Source organism: Pseudomonas sp. GW821-FHT09E04 (assembly GCF_059416185.1).
In genome coordinates this window covers 781,174-798,302 of the sequence record NZ_JBWKOR010000002.1, presented here as the reverse complement: position 1 = coordinate 798,302, position 17,129 = coordinate 781,174, and the positions used below count along the sequence as shown (strand labels likewise).

The 17,129-nt window shown below is 60.8% G+C and carries 16 protein-coding genes; 9 read left to right on the top strand and 7 right to left on the bottom strand.

Annotated features, from left to right (window positions below; genetic code table 11):
• Positions 1 to 36: 36 nt before the first annotated feature.
• Positions 37 to 1,413 (bottom strand): L-serine ammonia-lyase, encoded by a 1,377-nt coding sequence (locus AC07N4_RS10105; protein ID WP_493065297.1) that lies wholly within the window; start codon positions 1,411 to 1,413, stop codon positions 37 to 39.
• A gap of 135 nt (positions 1,414 to 1,548) precedes the next feature.
• Between AC07N4_RS10105 and AC07N4_RS10100 the strand changes: the two genes are divergently transcribed.
• Together AC07N4_RS10100 and AC07N4_RS10095 are read left to right on the top strand one after the other, a co-directional pair.
• Entirely contained in the window at positions 1,549 to 2,496 is a 948-nt protein-coding gene (locus AC07N4_RS10100; RefSeq protein ID WP_102619474.1) for a LysR substrate-binding domain-containing protein, read from the top strand.
• A gap of 200 nt (positions 2,497 to 2,696) precedes the next feature.
• Positions 2,697 to 3,104: an HPF/RaiA family ribosome-associated protein gene (locus AC07N4_RS10095; protein WP_096819094.1), complete on the top strand. Its 408-nt coding sequence runs from the start codon at positions 2,697 to 2,699 to the stop codon at positions 3,102 to 3,104.
• Between the two features lie 133 nt (positions 3,105 to 3,237).
• Here the strand turns inward: AC07N4_RS10095 and fecA are convergent, their stop codons facing one another.
• The 3 genes from fecA to AC07N4_RS10080 form a co-directional block, all read right to left on the bottom strand.
• Entirely contained in the window at positions 3,238 to 5,571 is a 2,334-nt protein-coding gene (fecA, locus tag AC07N4_RS10090; RefSeq protein ID WP_493065298.1) for a TonB-dependent Fe(3+) dicitrate receptor FecA, read from the bottom strand.
• Between the two features lie 91 nt (positions 5,572 to 5,662).
• On the bottom strand, positions 5,663 to 6,592 hold the full coding sequence (locus tag AC07N4_RS10085) for a DUF4880 domain-containing protein (RefSeq protein ID WP_493065299.1): 930 nt from the start codon (positions 6,590 to 6,592) through the stop codon (positions 5,663 to 5,665).
• Positions 6,589 to 7,077 (bottom strand): sigma-70 family RNA polymerase sigma factor, encoded by a 489-nt coding sequence (locus AC07N4_RS10080; RefSeq protein WP_493065534.1) that lies wholly within the window; start codon positions 7,075 to 7,077, stop codon positions 6,589 to 6,591. Before AC07N4_RS10080 ends, AC07N4_RS10085 begins: the two co-directional genes overlap by 4 nt.
• 175 nt (positions 7,078 to 7,252) lie before the next feature.
• Here AC07N4_RS10080 and AC07N4_RS10075 point away from each other — a divergent pair, with 175 nt between their 5' ends.
• The 6 genes from AC07N4_RS10075 (at position 7,253) to AC07N4_RS10050 (ending at position 13,555) form a co-directional block, all read left to right on the top strand.
• Positions 7,253 to 7,558, top strand: a complete 306-nt coding sequence (locus tag AC07N4_RS10075; protein ID WP_096819105.1) for a DUF3649 domain-containing protein — start codon at positions 7,253 to 7,255, stop codon at positions 7,556 to 7,558.
• On the top strand, positions 7,555 to 9,141 hold the full coding sequence (locus tag AC07N4_RS10070) for a PepSY-associated TM helix domain-containing protein (protein WP_493065300.1): 1,587 nt from the start codon (positions 7,555 to 7,557) through the stop codon (positions 9,139 to 9,141). Before AC07N4_RS10075 ends, AC07N4_RS10070 begins: the two co-directional genes overlap by 4 nt.
• Positions 9,141 to 9,464: a DUF3325 domain-containing protein gene (locus AC07N4_RS10065; RefSeq protein ID WP_493065301.1), complete on the top strand. Its 324-nt coding sequence runs from the start codon at positions 9,141 to 9,143 to the stop codon at positions 9,462 to 9,464. Before AC07N4_RS10070 ends, AC07N4_RS10065 begins: the two co-directional genes overlap by 1 nt.
• Before the next feature lie 4 nt (positions 9,465 to 9,468).
• Positions 9,469 to 10,035 (top strand): RNA polymerase sigma factor, encoded by a 567-nt coding sequence (locus AC07N4_RS10060; RefSeq protein WP_096819110.1) that lies wholly within the window; start codon positions 9,469 to 9,471, stop codon positions 10,033 to 10,035.
• Positions 10,032 to 11,021, top strand: a complete 990-nt coding sequence (locus tag AC07N4_RS10055) for a FecR family protein (RefSeq protein ID WP_493065302.1) — start codon at positions 10,032 to 10,034, stop codon at positions 11,019 to 11,021. The genes AC07N4_RS10060 and AC07N4_RS10055 overlap by 4 nt, the downstream gene beginning before the upstream one ends.
• A 104-nt stretch (positions 11,022 to 11,125) precedes the next feature.
• Entirely contained in the window at positions 11,126 to 13,555 is a 2,430-nt protein-coding gene (locus AC07N4_RS10050; RefSeq protein ID WP_493065303.1) for a TonB-dependent siderophore receptor, read from the top strand.
• Here AC07N4_RS10050 and AC07N4_RS10045 read toward each other — a convergent pair whose 3' ends face one another.
• Positions 13,556 to 14,431 carry an AraC family transcriptional regulator gene (locus AC07N4_RS10045; RefSeq protein ID WP_127796967.1) on the bottom strand — a complete coding sequence of 292 codons (876 nt, stop codon included), beginning with the start codon at positions 14,429 to 14,431 and terminating at the stop codon, positions 13,556 to 13,558.
• A 139-nt stretch (positions 14,432 to 14,570) separates the two neighbouring features.
• On the opposite strand from AC07N4_RS10045, the gene AC07N4_RS10040 reads away from it, so the two are divergent.
• Positions 14,571 to 15,473 (top strand): DMT family transporter, encoded by a 903-nt coding sequence (locus AC07N4_RS10040; protein WP_102619483.1) that lies wholly within the window; start codon positions 14,571 to 14,573, stop codon positions 15,471 to 15,473.
• 20 nt (positions 15,474 to 15,493) lie between these two features.
• Here AC07N4_RS10040 and AC07N4_RS10035 read toward each other — a convergent pair whose 3' ends face one another.
• Both AC07N4_RS10035 and AC07N4_RS10030 read right to left on the bottom strand, forming a co-directional pair.
• Entirely contained in the window at positions 15,494 to 16,003 is a 510-nt protein-coding gene (locus AC07N4_RS10035) for a DUF2165 family protein (RefSeq protein ID WP_102619484.1), read from the bottom strand.
• A 138-nt stretch (positions 16,004 to 16,141) separates the two neighbouring features.
• Positions 16,142 to 17,116 (bottom strand): 2-hydroxyacid dehydrogenase, encoded by a 975-nt coding sequence (locus AC07N4_RS10030; protein ID WP_493065304.1) that lies wholly within the window; start codon positions 17,114 to 17,116, stop codon positions 16,142 to 16,144.
• Positions 17,117 to 17,129: the final 13 nt, after the last annotated feature.

The following is a 17,129-nucleotide window of genomic DNA, read 5'->3' as shown; positions in this document are numbered from 1 at the left end:
CGGGCTCACGTGTTACAGGCGGTCAGGGAGCGCTCCTCAGCACTCCACCCAGCTCACGGCCAGGCCGCCTCGTGAAGTCTCTTTGTATTTGTCATGCATGTCGGCGCCGGTATCGCGCATGGTGCGGATCACCCGGTCGAGGGAAATGAAGTGTTTGCCGTCACCGCGCAGGGCCATTTGTGTGGCGTTGATCGCCTTCACCGCAGCGATGGCGTTGCGCTCGATGCACGGCACCTGCACGAGTCCGCCGACCGGGTCGCAGGTCAGGCCGAGGTTGTGCTCCAGGCCGATTTCGGCGGCGTTTTCCAGTTGCTCCGGGGTAGCGCCGAGCACGTCGGCGAGACCAGCAGCGGCCATGGCGCAGGCAGAGCCGACTTCACCCTGGCAGCCGACTTCGGCACCGGAGATCGAGGCATTTTTCTTGCACAGGATGCCGACCGCTGCCGCGCCCAGAAAGAACGCGACCACGTCATCGTCGGACGCATCCGGATTGAATTTCATGTAGTAGTGCAGGACGGCCGGAATGATCCCGGCGGCACCGTTGGTCGGCGCGGTGACCATGCGCCCGCCGGCGGCGTTTTCTTCGTTGACGGCGAGGGCGAACAGGTTGACCCACTCCATCGCCGACAGGGTCGAACTGATGACGTTCGGTTTGCCGATTTCCAGCAGGCTGCGGTGCAATTTCGCCGCACGACGCGGAACATTCAGACCACCAGGCAGCACGCCTTCGTGACGCAGACCTTGCTCGACGCATTCGCGCATCACCGACCAGATATGCAGCAGGCCCTGACGGATTTCGGCATCGCTGCGCCAGGCCCGTTCGTTGGCCATCATCAGTTCGGAAACACGCAGGTTGTGTTTGTTGCACAGCGACAGCAGTTCCGCAGCGCTGGAAAAGTCGTACGGCAACACCACGTCGCCGGTCGGCGCTACACCGGATTCGGCTTCGGCCGCTTCGATGATGAAACCGCCACCCACTGAGTAGTACGTCTGCTCGAACAGTTGCCCGGATGCACCGAAGGCTGTCAGCGACATGGCGTTGGGGTGGTAGGGCAGGCTCTCGTCCAGCAGCAGGAGATCGTCTTGCCAGTTGAAGGCAATCGAGCGTGTACCTGCGAGGGACAGTTGGCCGGTCTCGCGCAGTTGCTGGATGCGCGGTTCGATGGTCGACGGATCGATGCTGTCCGGCCATTCGCCCATCAGGCCCATGACCGTTGCACGGTCAGTGGCGTGACCGACGCCAGTGGCCGAAAGCGAGCCGTACAAACGGATTTCCACCCGCTGCACATCGTTCAGCAAATGCTGGTCGATCAGGGCTTGGGCGAAGGTCGCGGCGGCGCGCATCGGGCCGACGGTGTGGGAACTGGACGGACCGATGCCGACTTTGAATAGATCGAAAACACTGATAGCCATGCTAAACCCTTACAAGCAATGGAGTAGGAATCGCTGCCATTTTTTGTAGGACAAGCGCAATGTCGGCGATACTGCCTACCTCGCTTCAACGTGACTAACGAAACTTCCTAAGTAAGCCTTTAGCAGGACTAAACCATGAGTCGTCAATTGCATGCCCAGACTTACGTCTGGCTGCAGGTGTTTTCCTGTGCCGCGCGGCACCTGTCATTCACCCGTTGTGCCGAGGAGTTGCACATCACACCGGGGGCGGTGAGTCAGCAAATCCGACAGCTGGAAGAGCGTCTGGGTTTTCGCCTGTTTCACCGTCGCGCACGGGGCGTGGAGCTGAGTGCTGAGGGACAGCGACTGGCGATCACGGTCAACGAGGCTTATGGCAGCATCGATGCTGAGCTGCGTCGTCTGGATGCGGGGATGATCAGCGGGATTCTGCGGGTGCGTTCGATTCCATCGTTCCTCAGCAAATGGCTGACCCCGCGCCTGCCGCGCCTGCAACAGCGTTACCCGGATATCCAGTTGCGGCTGGTGGCCGAGGACAGCAGCGTGCCGTTGCATGAAGGGGATTTCGACCTGGCCATCGACTTGAACGACGGCAGTTATCCGGGATTGTTATCCACAGCCTTGCTCGACGAGCAGATTTTCCCAGTGTGCGCGCCGAGCCTGTTGCGCGGACGGCCGCCGCTGCACGGGCCGGCGGATCTGGTGCACTTCCCGCTGCTGCACGACATCACGGCCTGGCGCGGCAGTTATGAATACGCGGAGTGGGAGTTTTATCTCAATGCCATCGGATTCGATGGCGCCGACGTACGGCGCGGGCACACGTTCAATCGCAATCACTTGACCATCGAAGCGGCGATTGCCGGCATGGGTGTGGCGATTGCCCGGCGCACGCTGCTCAACGACGAACTGGAGCGGGGGACGTTGATCGTGCCGTTCGGGATTTCGGTGCCCAATCACAAGCGCTATGTCTTGCTCTACGCACCAGGGGCGCTGAGCCATCCGGGCGTGCGGGCGGTGCATGACTGGCTGGTGGAAGAGGCGGGGATTTTTCGTAGCCTGCACCCGTTGGGTGATGGCCAATTGTGAGCAAATTTTGCAGGGGAGTGAGGCGACCCAACTCCCGACCTTACCAGCGCTTCACTCGGTTGTCCGGCTTTTTTTGCGTATGAATATTTATCTTTTTTCAGGGGTTGAAATGTTCGTCACACGGGCCGATTGTTGTAATCAAGAGGTCACGAAATCCTGTTCAAGGCCTCTTGCGAGCTAGCTGAAATAAGGGATGAACTATGCAAATCCAAGTCAACAGCGACAACCATATTCAAAGCAGCAAACGACTGGAGGAGTGGGTACGAACCACAATTGAGAGCACGCTCGACCGTTATGAGGAAGACCTGACCCGTGTCGAAGTCCATCTGAGCGACGAGAACGGTGACAAACCGGGTCCCCATGATTTGCGCTGCCAACTGGAAGCGCGGCCAAAAGGCCATCAACCGATTTCCGTCACCCACAAAGCCGATTCGCTGGAACAGGCGATCGATGGTGCAGCCGAAAAACTGGAGCACGCGCTGGAGCACCTGTTTGGCAAACTGCGGGGCAAACCGCGAGCCGCAGTGGTGCCATTTACCAGCAAGGCGAATGACGCGCTGCTGGAGGAAGAATTTCTGGAAAACGAACAGGCAGCGATCAACAGTTGATACGCTGATTTTATAAGTCACCCAATGAGAACGGGCCTGCAATTGCAGGCCCGTTTCGTTTCTGGTGGGTTTTGTGAGTGGATCAGATATGAACCCCCTCTCCCTTCGGGAGAGGGCTGGATGCATGTAGATCTCAGAAGGCAACGGAAGTCTGCACATACACGGTGCGCGGCTCACCCACGTATTTGCCCTTGTTGTTGTCATCGAACGAACGGGTGAAGTACTGGGTGTTGAAGATGTTCTTCACCCCCACCGCCACGTTCAGGTCCGACAACTGCGGGCCGAAGTCATAACCGGCGCGGCTGCTGAACAGCATGTAGCCCGGGATCTTGCCGGTGCTGCCATCGGCGCTTTCTTTCGAGGTGTTGGCGTTGTCGGCGAACTGGTCGCTCTGGAAGCTGCTGTCCAGGTTCAGCTTCCACGGCCCTTCGGTGTAACCGACGCCGATCGTGCCTTTGTGTTTCGAGGAGAACGGCACACGATTACCCTTGTTCGGACCGTCTTCGCGGATGGTCGCGTCGACATAGGCGTAAGTGGCGTACACGTCGAAACCAGCCAGTACCGGGCTCAAGTCATCCAGCGCGTAATTGACGCTGGTCTCGATGCCCTGATGGCGGGTTTCGCCACGGGCGATCACCGAATCGTTGGTCTGATTGCTTTCGTACTGGTTGTCGAAGTTGATCAGGAATGCGCCGATTTCCGCTCGCAGGGCGCCGTTGTCGTAACGGGTGCCGAGTTCCCAGGTGCGAGCCTTCTCCGGTTTCACTTCACCGCTGCTCACGCGGTTGGGCATCTGGCTGTATTGCACGCTGCCGAAGGAGCCTTCGGTGTTGGCGTACAGGTTCCAGGTGTCGGTCAGGTGGTACAGCACGTTCAACGCCGGCAGCGCGGTGTTGTAGTCACCCTTGTATTTGACGTTGGTCAGGTTGTTGGTCTGCTGCGACTCGATCATCTCGTAGCGCACGCCCGGGGTGATCGTCCACTTGCCGATGTCGATGCGGTCATCGACGAAGAACGCATTGGCTTCGGTACCGCCACGGGTGTCGCGGTCGTTGCGGCTGTTGGTGGTCGGGTATTCGTTGCTGGCGATCGGGGTGCGATAGCGCAACTCGTGGCCGGCCTCATTGATGTAGCGATAGCCGACGCCAACTTCATGGCTGGTCGAGCCGAGGTCGAAACCTTGAGCGAAACGGGTTTCCAGACCGCGAACCCAGTATTCGCGCGGCGACAGCGACAGGAATGTGCCCTGATCCAGATAACCGCTGCGCAGGGTCTTGGTGAAGAAGGTGTTGGCGGTGAATTCGCGACGATCTTCCTGATAGCGGTAGCCGAAATTGAACATCGTGCGACGGCCCCAGAACTGGTCTTTCGGTCGGGTCGACTGATACGGATCGGCATCGTAGTCGGCGACGTTCAGGCCGCCGGGCATGTCAGCCTTGCCTTCGTAATACTGGGCCATGGCGTTGAAGCTGTTGGATTCGTCGAGCTGGTATTTGCCCTTGAGGATCAGGTCGTCGATTTCGGTGTCGCTGTGTTCGCGCCAGTCGCCGCCGCGAGTGCCGGAGTACAGCAGCGCGCCGCCCAGGCCGTTGGCATTGGTGCCGCCGGCCAGCAGGTTGGCGCTGGTCTTGAAGCCGTCATGGCTCGACGAAGGACTGGTTTCGGTCTGGAAACCGCCCTTGACGGTCGGCTCGTCAGGAATCGCCCGGGTCACGAAGTTGACCACGCCGCCGACGTTCTGCGGGCCGTAACGTACGGCGCCGCCGCCTCGCACGACGTCCACCGCGTCCATGTTGCCCATGCTGATCGGTGCGAACGACAACTGTGGTTGGCCGTAAGGCGCGAATGGCACCGGGATGCCGTCCATCAACACCGTCGAACGTGCGGCCAGGCGCGGGTTGAGGCCGCGAATGCCGAAGTTCAGCGCCATGTCGTGGCTGCCGGTGCCGTTGTTTTCCGGGGCGTTGACCCCGGGAATGCGATTGAGCACATCGCGGGCCTGGGTCGCGCCCTGGCGTTCGAACTCTTCGCGGCGGATCACGTCACGGGCGCCGGGATGTTCGAAGACGTTGACCTGTGCGGCTTCACCGAGCCAGTCGCCGACCACTTTCGAAGTATCCAACTCCAATGCGCTGTCATTCGACGGTTGCAGGCTGAAGGCATTGCCGCCCTCGGCGCGGGCTTGCAGGCCGGTGCCTTCGAGCAGCGCGTTCAGACCTTGTTCCGCTGTGTAGCTGCCTTCCAGCCCACGGCTTTGCACACCGCTGGTGACCTGCGAGCCAAAGGAAATCAGCACCCCGGCTTCACGGCCGAACTGGTTGAGGGCGTTTTCCAGCGACGACGGAGCGATGTGGTAAGCCTTGGTGTCGGCAGCCAGCGCATGGGGCATGGCGCTGAAGCTCAGGCTGGCGCCGAGGACGAGATTGCGCAGGGTTCGGGCCAACGGCGTGAGGCGGGTGGGGTGCATGGAGGACGGTCCTGAGAAGGTTGAATCAAGGGGGGCTTTCCTTCTCTGTCACGCCAGATCTGAAAAACGGCTCATTTATTTTTACGGTTGATCAAACCTTGGCTTCGACCGTCACCCAGTAACGGGTAAAGCGCCTCACTTTTACCGGCAGGCTGATTTCCAGCAGATCGAGAATCCGCTCGCTGTCGTCCAGTGGATAAGTCCCGGAGATCAGCAAGTCGGCGACTTTTGCATCGCAATTGAGCTGCCCGCGACGGTAGCGACCGAGTTCGTCGAGGAAGTCGCCCAGGCGCATGTGGGCGGCCACGAGCATGCCGTCGGCCCAGGCGCCGCTGTTGGCGTCCAGCGGTTTTGCTTCGCTGATGGAGGTGGCGCTGAAACTCAATTGCCGGGCGACCGGCAGCAGCATCGGCGCGCGACCTTGTGCGTTCAATTCGACCCGACCTTCAAACAGCGCAACCTGCGTGCGGTCGGCAAACTGCCGCACGTTGATCCGCGCACCTTGAGTTTTCAGCACGCCTTGCGCGGTTTGCACTTCGAAGGATTGAGTGGCGGTCAGCAGCATTTCGCCTTCGAGCAGACGGATCAGTCCATCTCCCCGGACATCCGCCGCACTCGCTGTGTTGAGCTGCAACTGGCCACCCGCGCCGAGCGATATCTTGCGCCGCTGACCGACCGGGCTGCGGTAATCGGCCAGCAGCGACGGCAACGGATTGTGCTCGCGCATCCCCCAGGTGACTGCCGAACCGGCGCCGAGAAGCAGCAACAATTTGAGAGCCTGACGCCGACTGCCGGACTTTGGCGCGTTTAACGCGGCATGGGCCAGTGGCGATGACAAACCCCGCAACCGCGAATTGACCCGCTGAATGTGTTCCCAGGCGCGGCGATGTTCGCTGTGAGCGTCGATCCACTGTTGCCAGGCTTGTTGCTGGCGCGGATTCAGCGGGCCCTGCTGCATTTCCAGCAGCCAGTGCACCGCCTGCTCGGCAACCTGCGCGGAAAAATCCATCGGCGGATTCACAGAGCAAAGTAGCAGCGCATCGCTGCCTTGTTCAGATGACGTTTGACCGTGGCCACGGAGATACCCAGTTCGGCGGCGATCTGCGGATAGGTCAGGCCATCGACCTGCGCCAGCAGAAATGCGCGTTTGACGGCGCGCGGCAGGCCATCGAGCAACTGATCCAGCTCCATCAGGGTTTGCAGGATGATCGCTTTCTCTTCTTCCGAAGGCGTCACCATTTCTGGCATCTGCGCGAGGGTGTCGAGGTAGGCGCGTTCCAGGTCCTGGCGGCGGTAATGGTTGAACAACACACGCTTGGCCAGCGTGGTGAGGAACGCCCGAGGCTCGATGATGACCGGCGGTTCTCGTGCGGTCAGCACCCGAATGAACGTGTCCTGGGCCAGATCGGCGGCGCTGTCCGGGCAGCCGAGTTTGCGCCGCAGCCAGCCAGTGAGCCAGCTGTGGTGGGCCTGATACAGCGATTCGACGGGATGGGCGGACGACAACGGCATCACTCCGGGCGCATACGGATGCGTTAGAGAACAAGAATGGTTCGCATTGTAGGGCCGCGAATGCATGCCGGCAATCAGACTCTTTTGCGTATGAGAATATTTATCATTAATATTGCATGCCTGTCGTCTCGGCCTGTTGGCCGGGCGTTAACCGTTTCAGGGTCGAAACATGAAAGCCAAACTCGCCACACTCCCCATGTCCTATCGTCTGGCCGTCACTTCGCGGGTGCTCGCGGCAGTGTTTGGCGGCTATCTGGTCGCGGCGCTGGCCAGTGTCACGCTGACTCTGTGGTTGCCGCTGAACCGCGCCGAAGCGGTCATCACCGGCATGACGGTTTCGTTCCTCGTGTATCTGGTGGCCGTGCTCTGGTGCTTCGCCTGCCGTAGTGCCTGGGCGGCGTGGGTCGGTTTGCTGGTGCCGAGCGTGATTCTGGCGACGATTTCCGGCGCCGCTCGGGGTCTGGGTTACGCATGAAAGAGGGTTTCCGGCAGGCGATGGCCTGGCTGCACACCTGGACCGGGCTGGTCTTCGGCTGGCTGCTGTTCGCGATTTTCCTGACCGGGACGCTGGCCTATTTCAAGGACGAGACCAATCACTGGATGCAGCCGGAAATCCCGTCGCGCCCGCTCGATGCTGAAGCGAGCCTGACGCTGGCGCAAACCTATCTGCAACAGCGCGCGCCCGATGCGCCGAGCTGGCAGATCACGCTTCCCGATGCGCGCGAGCCCGGGATCTCTGTCGGTTGGCAAGCCCCGGCCAAACCCGGCCAGCGCGGTCGATTCACCGAAAAAATCCTCGACGCCCGGACCGGTGCCGAAGTGCCCGTGCGCAAAAGCTTCGGCGGCGAATTCTTCTACCGCTTCCACTTCCAGCTGCAAATGCCTTATCCGTGGGGCCGCTGGCTGGCGACCAGCGCGGCGATGGTGATGTTCATCGCACTGATTACCGGGATCATCACCCACAAGAAAATCTTCAAGGACTTCTTCACCTTCCGCCCGCGCAAAGGCCAGCGCACCTGGCTCGACGGGCACAATGCGGTGGGTGTGCTGGTGCTGCCTTTTCACTTGATGATCACCTACAGCAGCCTGGTGATCTTCATGGCGATGGTTATGCCGGCGAGCCTTTTGGCGTCCTACGGCAGCGATCGCAGTGCGTTTTACGATGAAGTGTTTCCCGAAACGCCGGCCCCGGAGCGCGCAGGCATACCCACCATGTTGCCGCCGATGGCACCGCTGCTGGCACGTGCAAGTGAGCACTGGGGCGGCGGACATGCCGCGCGGGTGACGGTGAATAATCCCGGCGACGCCAATGCCTCGGTGCAGGTGTCGCGTGCCAGCTCCGACAAGATCACCTACGAATACGGCAGCGACGTGGCCTTCAATGGCGTGACCGGACAAATCCTCGGTGCGACCCCGGCCAAACCGCTGCCGATGACGATTGCCGGCAGTTTCTATGGTCTGCACATCGGCCATTTCGCCGGCCCGGTGCTGCGTTGGCTGTATTTCATTTGCGGCTTGGCCGGCACGGCAATGATCGGCACCGGACTGGTGATCTGGCTTGGCAAACGTCAGCTCAAACATGCCAAGACCGGGGTCATGTCGTTCGAGTTGCGGCTGGTCGAAGTGCTTAACATCGCCAGCATGGCCGGGCTGGTCAGTGCGGTGGCGGCGTTCTTCTGGGCCAACCGTCTGTTGCCACTGAGTCTCGACGGCCGGGCCAAGTGGGAAGTGAACGCGTTCTTCATCGCTTGGGCTTTGAGCCTGGTGCATGCCTTGCTCCGACCGGGTCGCAAAGCCTGGGTCGAACAATTGACACTGGCAGCGCTGCTGTTCACCACGGTGCCGTTGCTCAACGCATTGACCACTGCGCATCACCTCGGCGTCACGCTGGTCCAGGGTGACTGGGCCTTGGCCGGTTTCGACCTGACCTGCCTCGGCACCGGTCTGTTCCTGGGGTGGGCCGCCTGGAAAATGCAGCGTGCCGGCCACACCGTCCGCGTGAAAAAGACACCTCGCGAAATGCCCCGGCCGATCACGCTTGAGCAGGGGACGCACTGATGCTGCTGGCACTGTTGCTGTGTTACGCCGGATTTACTGCGCTGTGTCTGTCGATGCCGCGACATCACGATGAGCTGCTGGGTCATAAGCCTTCAAACCGACGCGCAAAAAGTCTGAAGCTCGCCGGTTGGTTGCTGCTGTGCCTTTCACTCTGGGCCGCCGTGGCTGCCAACGGCTGGGGTTTCGGTCTGGTCGACTGGTTCGCCGTGTTGATGATCAGCGTATTGTTGCTGGTGCTGCTGATGCCCTATCGACCGAAACTGGCATTGGCGCTGACGGTGTTGAGCCTGTTGGCGACGCCGGTCGCCGCATGGGCGTGGTGATGCAATGCTGATCGGTCATCCCCCGGAGTCCCGCGACGACGAACCGAGCGGCGCGCGTGCGCATTTTCTTCAGGTGTTCCTCTCGCAGCGCCCGCAAATGGAAGCGCTGGTGAACCGTCGCGTCGGTTGCCGGGCGACGGCAGCGGACCTGGTGCAGGATCTGTTCCTGCGTTTCTGGCGCCGGCCGTTGGTACAAGTCGAAGAGCTCAGCACCTACCTGCTGCGCTGTGCAGGCAACATCGCCATCGACCATTTGCGCAGCGAAGGCACGCGGGTGCGGGTCAATGAAGGCTGGCAACCGGATGAGCCGGACAGCAGCGCCAGCGAGCCGCAAGCCGCACTCGAAGCAGGCAACGATCTGCGCCACGTCGAAGCGGCGTTGCGCGCATTGCCCGAGCGCACGCGGCAGATCTTTTTGCTCAATCGTATCCACGGGCGCAAGTACGCCGAGATCGCCAAGGCCATGGGCCTGTCCCAAAGCGCCGTGGAAAAACATATGATGCGCGCCCTCGAGGCCTGCAAGGCCAGCCTGCGCGAACCCGCGCCACGCCTGCCAGGGAAAGCACCGTGAATCACACCGACCGCGTCACCCCGACGCCCGCTCAGGAGCAGGCGGCTTTTGCCTGGCTGAGCCTGTTGCACGACCGCCCCAGCACCGGTGATCAACTGACCTTCAGTCAATGGCTGCGTGCCGATCCGGCTCACGCCGAGGCATACGCCCAGGCGCAAGTCATTTGGGAATTGAGCGAAGGGCCGGCCCGCACTCTGGCCGATGAAGAGTCGTTTGCGTTGCAGGGCTATCTGAATGCGATGGACCGACCGCGCCGTCCGCAGGTCCGGCATTGGGCCGGAGCGCTGGCAATGGCGGCCTGCATGTTGTTGATGATCAGCCTCGGCACCGGTTGGCAGCCGCAGCGTTGGGTCGATGATCTGGGCGCCGACTATGTTTCGGCACCCGGCGAAATCCGCACCGTGACCTTGGCCGATCAGTCGCAAGTCACGCTGGATGCCGACAGCGCCATCGCCGTGGATTTCAGTCATGGCGAGCGGCATGTCCAGGTGCGTCGAGGCGCCGGTTTTTTCAGCGTGACCCACACCGGCGAGCCGTTCGTGGTCGAGGCCGAAAAGGGCCAGGCTCGTGTGCTCGGCACGCAGTTCGAAGTGCGCCTGCAACCGCATGGCGCACAAGTCACCGTGTTGTCCGGGCGCGTTGGCGTGACGGCGGCGCGGGATGCCGAGCAGCAGATTCTCACCGCCGGCCAGCAAGTGGCATTTGGCAAAGGCATCGCGGAAAAACTGCACGCCGTGGACAGCGAAGCGCAACTGGCCTGGCGTCAGGGCTGGCTCACTTACTACAAGTCGACACTGGCCGATGTGGTGCAGGATCTGCGGCGTTATTACCCGGGACGGATCGTGTTACTCAATGACGAATTGGGCGCGCGCAAGGTCAGCGGAAGCTTTCCGAGCAAGGATCCGCAAGCCGTGCTGAATTCGCTGCAGGGGGTTCTGGGATTCGAGCAGCATCAGGTGCTGGGCAAGCTGATTATCCTGCGCTGAAAATATTTTCAAATTTGTGGTGAGGTAAATCCCGACGCCATCCGTGTAGTGACTGAAACTGCGAGTCATTCGCATCCGTTGCGGTTCTACACAGGTCATGAGCAATGAAGTCCAGGGCAAAATCGGGTTCGGTCAAACAGTGGTTCGGTGCCTCGGCGCTGAGTTTTGCGGCGTTGGCGTTGTTGCCGATGAGCGTGGCGCAGGCCGCCGAAAGCAACAGCAGCCAGCCACAGAAACAGTTCAGTTTTTCCCTGGCCGCCAAACCGCTGCCGCAAGCCTTGAGCGACTTCAGTCGCGTGACCGGCCAGAGCGTGGTCTACACCGTTGAAGCGCCGTACGGCCTCAACGCCCCAGCGGTCAACGGGCAGATGAGCGCGGAACAGGCGTTGCAACGTCTGCTCACCGGATCCGGCCTGACCTTCCGCCGCACCGACAGCCATACCCTGGCACTCGAACCGCAACCGACCGCAGGTGCGTTGAACCTCGGTGCGACCAACATCACCTCGGTTATGGATCAACCGATGAGTTACCAGCCACCGGAAACCAGTTCGGTGATGCGTTCCTCGGCCTCGCTCCAGGAAATTCCGCAGACCGTCAACGTGATCCCGGCCCAGGTCATTCGCGACCAGGCGCCGCGCAACCTCGATGATGCACTGGCCAACGTCAGCGGTATCACCCAGGGCAACACGCTGGGCAGCACCCAGGATTCGGTGATGACCCGTGGCTTCGGTGACAACCGCAACGGCTCGATCATGCGCGACGGCATGCCGGTGGTGCAGGGCCGTGGCATGAACGCGACCGTGGATCGCGTCGAAGTGCTCAAGGGCCCGGCCTCGCTGTTGTACGGGATTCAGGACCCGGGCGGCGTGGTCAACATGGTCAGCAAAAAGCCCGAACTGACCCAGTACAACGCCCTGACCCTGCGCGGTTCGACCTACGGCGATGGCAAGAACGGCAGCGGTGGCTCGTTCGACAGCACCGGTGCGTTGGGTGATTCCGGACTGGCCTATCGCATGGTGCTCGATCACGAAGACGAAGATTACTGGCGCAATTTCGGTACCCACCGTGAAAGCCTGATCGCGCCGTCGCTGGCCTGGTACGGTGAGCGCACCAAGCTGTTGTTTGCCTATGAGCATCGGGAATTCCTGACGCCGTTCGACCGTGGCACGCTGATCGATCCACGCACCAACCATCCGCTGGACATCTCGCGCAACGAACGTCTCGACGAGAAATTCAACGACATGGAAGGGCGCTCGGACCTCTATCACTTCGAGGCCGACCACGAACTCAACGACGACTGGAAAGCCCATTTCGGCTACAGCTGGAACCGCGAAACCTACGACGCCAGCCAGGTCCGCGTGACCGCGATCGACACCAAGAAAGGCACGCTGACCCGCAGCATGGACGGCACCCAGGGCGCAATCAGCACCGACCGTTTCACCACCGCCAGCCTCGAAGGCAAGGTCAACGTACTGGGCATGCAGCATGACCTGGTGTTCGGCGTCGATGACGAGTACCGCAAGATCTACCGCGCCGACCTGATCCGTCAGAAAAGCCTGAGCACCTTCAGCTACGTCAATCCGGTCTACGGCCGCGAAGTCGCCGGCACCACTGTCAGCCCGGCGGACAGTGCGCAGACCGATCTGCTGCGCAGTGATTCGGTGTTCCTGCAGGACTCGATTCACCTCAACGACCAGTGGATTCTGGTGGCCGGCGGGCGCTTCCAGGAATACGACCAGTACGCCGGCAAAGGCGTGCCATTCAAGGCCAACACCGACAGCAACGGCCAGAAGTGGGTGCCGCGTGCAGGCCTGGTGTATCGCTACACCGACGCGTTGTCGTTCTACGGCAGCTACACCGAATCGTTCAAACCGAACTCGACCATCGCCCCGCTGAGCGGCAGCAGCACCGTGCTCGACGGTAGCATCGCGCCGGAAGAAGCCAAATCCTGGGAACTGGGCGCACGCCTTGACATTCCGGGGCGTGTCACCGGCAACATCGCTTTGTTCGACATCAAGAAACGCAACGTGCTGGTGGCCAACGCCGAAGGCCCGACCACGATCTACAGCGCCGCCGGTGAAGTGCGTTCCCGTGGCCTGGAAATGGACCTGACCGGCCAGCTCAGCGACCGCTGGAGCATGATCGGCAGCTACGCCTACACCGACGCCGAGGTCACGGAAGATCCGGACTACAAAGGCAACAAGCTGCAAAACGTGGCGAAGAATACCGGCTCGCTGTCGGCGGTCTACGACTTCGGAAGCGTGATCGGCGGCGATCAACTTCGGGTCGGTGCCGGTGCGCGGTATGTCGGTGAACGAGCGGGTAACGCGGTGAATGATTTCGATCTGCCGAGCTACACCGTGGCCGATGCGTTTGCCACTTACGACACCAAGGTTGAAGGGCAGAAGGTCAAGTTCCAGCTCAACGTGAAGAACCTGTTCGACCGCACTTACTACACCTCGGCGGCGAGCCGGTTCTTCGTGTCGATGGGCGACTCGCGGCAGATTTCGTTGTCGAGCACGCTGGAGTTCTGATCAGCGCAAAAACGCCTGGCGATACTCGCCGGGCGTTCCACCCAGCACCTGGCGAAAGCGGTTGGTGAAGTGGCTGGCACTGGCAAATCCGCACGCCAGGGCAATCTCCCCCAACGGCAACGCCGTCCCCCGCAACAACTCCCGCGCCCGGCTCAAACGCCGCGCCAGCACATACTGATGCGGCGGCAAGCCGAAGCTCACCCGGAACATCCGCGCAAAGTGGTATTCCGACAGCGCACACAACCCCGCCAGTTGCCCGAGGCTGATCGGCTCGGCCAGTTGGCTGTCGATGAATTCCACCAGTTGCCGACGTTGATGCGGCGCCAGTCCACCCTTGAGGCGCAAACCCTGACGTACGCCGACCTGACTCAGCAGAGTATGGCTGATCAATTCGTGAGCCAGGCTGCTGGTCAGCAAACGCTCACCGGGTTCGTCCCAGTTCAGGGTCAGCAACTGGCGAAACCGTCGGGCCTGTTGCGGGTCTTCGAGAAAGGTCTGTTCGCGCAGCTGCATTTCCCGGGGCTCGCGATCCAGCAGCGTGACGCAACCCAGGGCAAATTGTTCGGCGCTGAAGTACAGGTGAGCCAGGCGAATATCACCGTTGATGACCCAACCTGATTCGTGATCGGCCGGCAGGATGCACAGCTTGTCCGGGCCGCCCTTGTGGCCGGGTTCGCCACGGCGGAAGGTGCCGGTGCCGCCAGCGATGTAGCAGGAGAGGGTGTGATGGCTTGGCGCTTCGTATTCCTGGGCGTCGTGGTGATTGGTCCACAAAGCTGCAGACAGGCCGTCACCCAACTCGGCGCTGTGCACAAGGCGTGCATTGGGCGAATTGTTGAGGGCTTGGAAGACTTGCAGGGTATCGATGGCGGCCATGATCGGTTCTCTTCAACGCCTTGCATCCTACTCCGTAGATTTCGCGCTGCCAGCCTGTGTCCCGACAAAAGCGCAAGTTTATGCAAGCGCGGGCAGCGGGGACGGGCGGACACTGAAACCCAATCGAGGAGTGTCTGCCATGAACCTGTCGTTGTATTTGTTGACCGTGCTGATCTGGGGCACCACCTGGATTGCGCTGAAGTGGCAACTGGGCGTGGTGGCGATTCCGGTGTCGATCGTCTATCGCTTCGGTCTCGCCGCGTTGGTGTTGTTCGCGCTGTTGCTGCTCAGCCGGCGGCTGCAACCGATGAACCGGCGCGGTCATTTGATTTGTGTGGCGCAGGGCTTGTGTCTGTTCTGCGTCAACTTCATGTGCTTCCTGACTGCTAGCCAGTGGATTCCCAGCGGTCTGGTGGCGGTGGTGTTTTCTACCGCAACGTTGTGGAACGCGCTGAATGCGCGGGTGTTCTTCGGTCAACGCATCGCGCGCAATGTGCTGATGGGCGGGGCGCTGGGGCTGGGCGGTCTGGGCCTGTTGTTCTGGCCGGAGCTGGCCGGGCATCACGCCAGTCCGCAAACCTTGCTCGGTCTTGGCCTGGCACTCTGCGGCACATTGTGTTTTTCGGCGGGCAACATGTTGTCGAGCCTGCAACAGAAGGCCGGCCTCAAGCCGCTGACCACCAATGCCTGGGGCATGGCTTACGGTGCCGCGATGCTGTCGGTGTGGTGCCTGGTCAAAGGCATTCCGTTCGAGATGGAGTGGACGTCGCGCTACATCGGCGCGCTGCTGTACCTGGTCATCCCCGGTTCGGTGATCGGTTTCACCGCGTACCTGACCCTCGTGGGTCGCATGGGTCCGGAACGCGCCGCGTATTGCACAGTGCTGTTCCCGGTGGTGGCGTTGAACGTTTCGGCGTTTGCCGAAGGGTATCAATGGACGGCGCCGGCGTTGGCGGGGTTGGTGCTGGTCATGCTGGGCAACGTGCTGGTGTTTCGCAAACCCCGTGCACCGATACTGCCGACTCAAGGCAAACTGGCCTGATGCACACGAGCGCTGAATGTTCAGCGCTCCACTTTTATAACGATGTATATCAATAACGGAAATATGAAATCGACAATGTGTCGGGCCCAGTCCTTGGCATTCCATGTTTGTGAAGTGTCCATATCGAACCATTCAACACCGATGGTTTGCAGACCGACGTAATAAACGAACATGGCGATCAATAAACCAATGATCGAAAGTTTCTTCGCCTCATGGAAGGCTTCCGCTGATTCGTTGATTTTCCGAAAGAGGTGATAAGTGCCCAGCAGGCAGCAAACGGTATAAATCACTTCCAGGGTAATGATCAGCCAGTAAATTCGATGGTGCAGCATGGGTGAGGTAATTGCCCGATAGCGTATGTTTTCGTTGATCTGAGTGGTGTCCATACTGAGGATGTGCCCGACATATTCATAGTTTGACGGGTAGTCGGTGAAGTTGCTGTACATCACGAAAAGGCCGAAGATGCTGATGTAAGCCATGAGTATGACTTTGCTGTGGCGGACAAGTTGATCGGTGGTCAGGTTTTTCAAAGTGGGTGCTCTCCATAAAGTTTTAACTTTTGGAGAGTCTATAGCGGCAGTGCCTGTTTCGTTGTTCGGTTCAATTGCAAGTTATGTGCGCCGGATAAAAGATCGGGCAAGTGCGATACAACACTTGCCCGATCCTTTTTAACCGCGCCAGACCTGCGGATTGACCAGGTCCTGCGGCCGCTCACCGAGCAGGGCGCTGCGCAGATTGGCCAGTGCGCGGTTGGCCATGGCTTCGCGGGTTTCATTCGTGGCCGAACCGATGTGCGGCAAGGTCACTGCGTTTTTCAACTGGAACAGCGGCGATTCGGCCAGCGGTTCCTTCTCGTAGACGTCGAGGCCGGCGCCGCGAATGCGGTTGTTCTGCAGGGCTTCGATCAGTGCCGGTTCATCGACCACCGGGCCGCGGGAGATGTTCACCAGAATTGCGCCCGGCCTCATCAATGCCAGTTCGCGATGGCTGATCAAGTGGCGGGTCTTGTCGCTGAGCGGCACCACCAGGCAGACGAAATCCGCTTCGGCCAGCAGTTGGTCAAGGCTGCGGAACTGCGCTCCGAGTTCCTGTTCCAGTTCGGTCTTGCGGCTGTTGCCGCTGTAGATAATCGGCATGTTGAAGCCGAAGCGTCCACGTCGAGCGACGGCGGCGCCGATGTTGCCCATGCCGACGATGCCCAGGGTCTTGCCGTGTACGTCGCACCCGAACAGTGGTGCGCCGACGCTGGCCTGCCATTGGCCGGCCTTGGTCCAGGCGTCCAGTTCGGCGACGCGGCGGGCACTGCTCATGATCAGGGCGAAGGCAAGGTCAGCGGTGCTTTCGGTGAGGACGTCCGGGGTGTTGGTGAGCATGATCCCGCGCTCGTTGAAGTAGGCAAGGTCGTAGTTGTCGTAGCCGACGGAGACGCTGGAGACCACTTCAAGTTTCGCGGCGTTTTCCAGTTGGGCCTTGCCGAGTTTGCGACCGACGCCAATCAGGCCGTGGGCGTGGGGCAGGGCTTCGTTGAACTGGGCGTTGATGTCGCCGTTTTTCGGGTTGGGGACGATGACGTCGAAGTCCTGTTGCAGGCGTTCGATCATGGGCGGGGTGATGCGGCTGAAGGCCAGGACTGTTTTTTTCATTGAAGGAGAGCTC

What these genes read in the sequence shown, in the direction of transcription:
- AC07N4_RS10105 (WP_493065297.1), bottom strand. Translation starts at nt 1,413, where the DNA reads ATGGCTATCAGTGTTTTCGATCTATTCAAAGTCGGCATCGGTCCGTCC.
- AC07N4_RS10100 (WP_102619474.1), top strand. Translation starts at nt 1,549, where the DNA reads ATGAGTCGTCAATTGCATGCCCAGACTTACGTCTGGCTGCAGGTGTTT.
- AC07N4_RS10095 (WP_096819094.1), top strand. Translation starts at nt 2,697, where the DNA reads ATGCAAATCCAAGTCAACAGCGACAACCATATTCAAAGCAGCAAACGA.
- fecA (WP_493065298.1), bottom strand. Translation starts at nt 5,571, where the DNA reads ATGCACCCCACCCGCCTCACGCCGTTGGCCCGAACCCTGCGCAATCTC.
- AC07N4_RS10075 (WP_096819105.1), top strand. Translation starts at nt 7,253, where the DNA reads ATGAAAGCCAAACTCGCCACACTCCCCATGTCCTATCGTCTGGCCGTC.
- AC07N4_RS10070 (WP_493065300.1), top strand. Translation starts at nt 7,555, where the DNA reads ATGAAAGAGGGTTTCCGGCAGGCGATGGCCTGGCTGCACACCTGGACC.
- AC07N4_RS10065 (WP_493065301.1), top strand. Translation starts at nt 9,141, where the DNA reads ATGCTGCTGGCACTGTTGCTGTGTTACGCCGGATTTACTGCGCTGTGT.
- AC07N4_RS10060 (WP_096819110.1), top strand. Translation starts at nt 9,469, where the DNA reads ATGCTGATCGGTCATCCCCCGGAGTCCCGCGACGACGAACCGAGCGGC.
- AC07N4_RS10050 (WP_493065303.1), top strand. Translation starts at nt 11,126, where the DNA reads ATGAAGTCCAGGGCAAAATCGGGTTCGGTCAAACAGTGGTTCGGTGCC.
- AC07N4_RS10045 (WP_127796967.1), bottom strand. Translation starts at nt 14,431, where the DNA reads ATGGCCGCCATCGATACCCTGCAAGTCTTCCAAGCCCTCAACAATTCG.
- AC07N4_RS10040 (WP_102619483.1), top strand. Translation starts at nt 14,571, where the DNA reads ATGAACCTGTCGTTGTATTTGTTGACCGTGCTGATCTGGGGCACCACC.
- AC07N4_RS10030 (WP_493065304.1), bottom strand. Translation starts at nt 17,116, where the DNA reads ATGAAAAAAACAGTCCTGGCCTTCAGCCGCATCACCCCGCCCATGATC.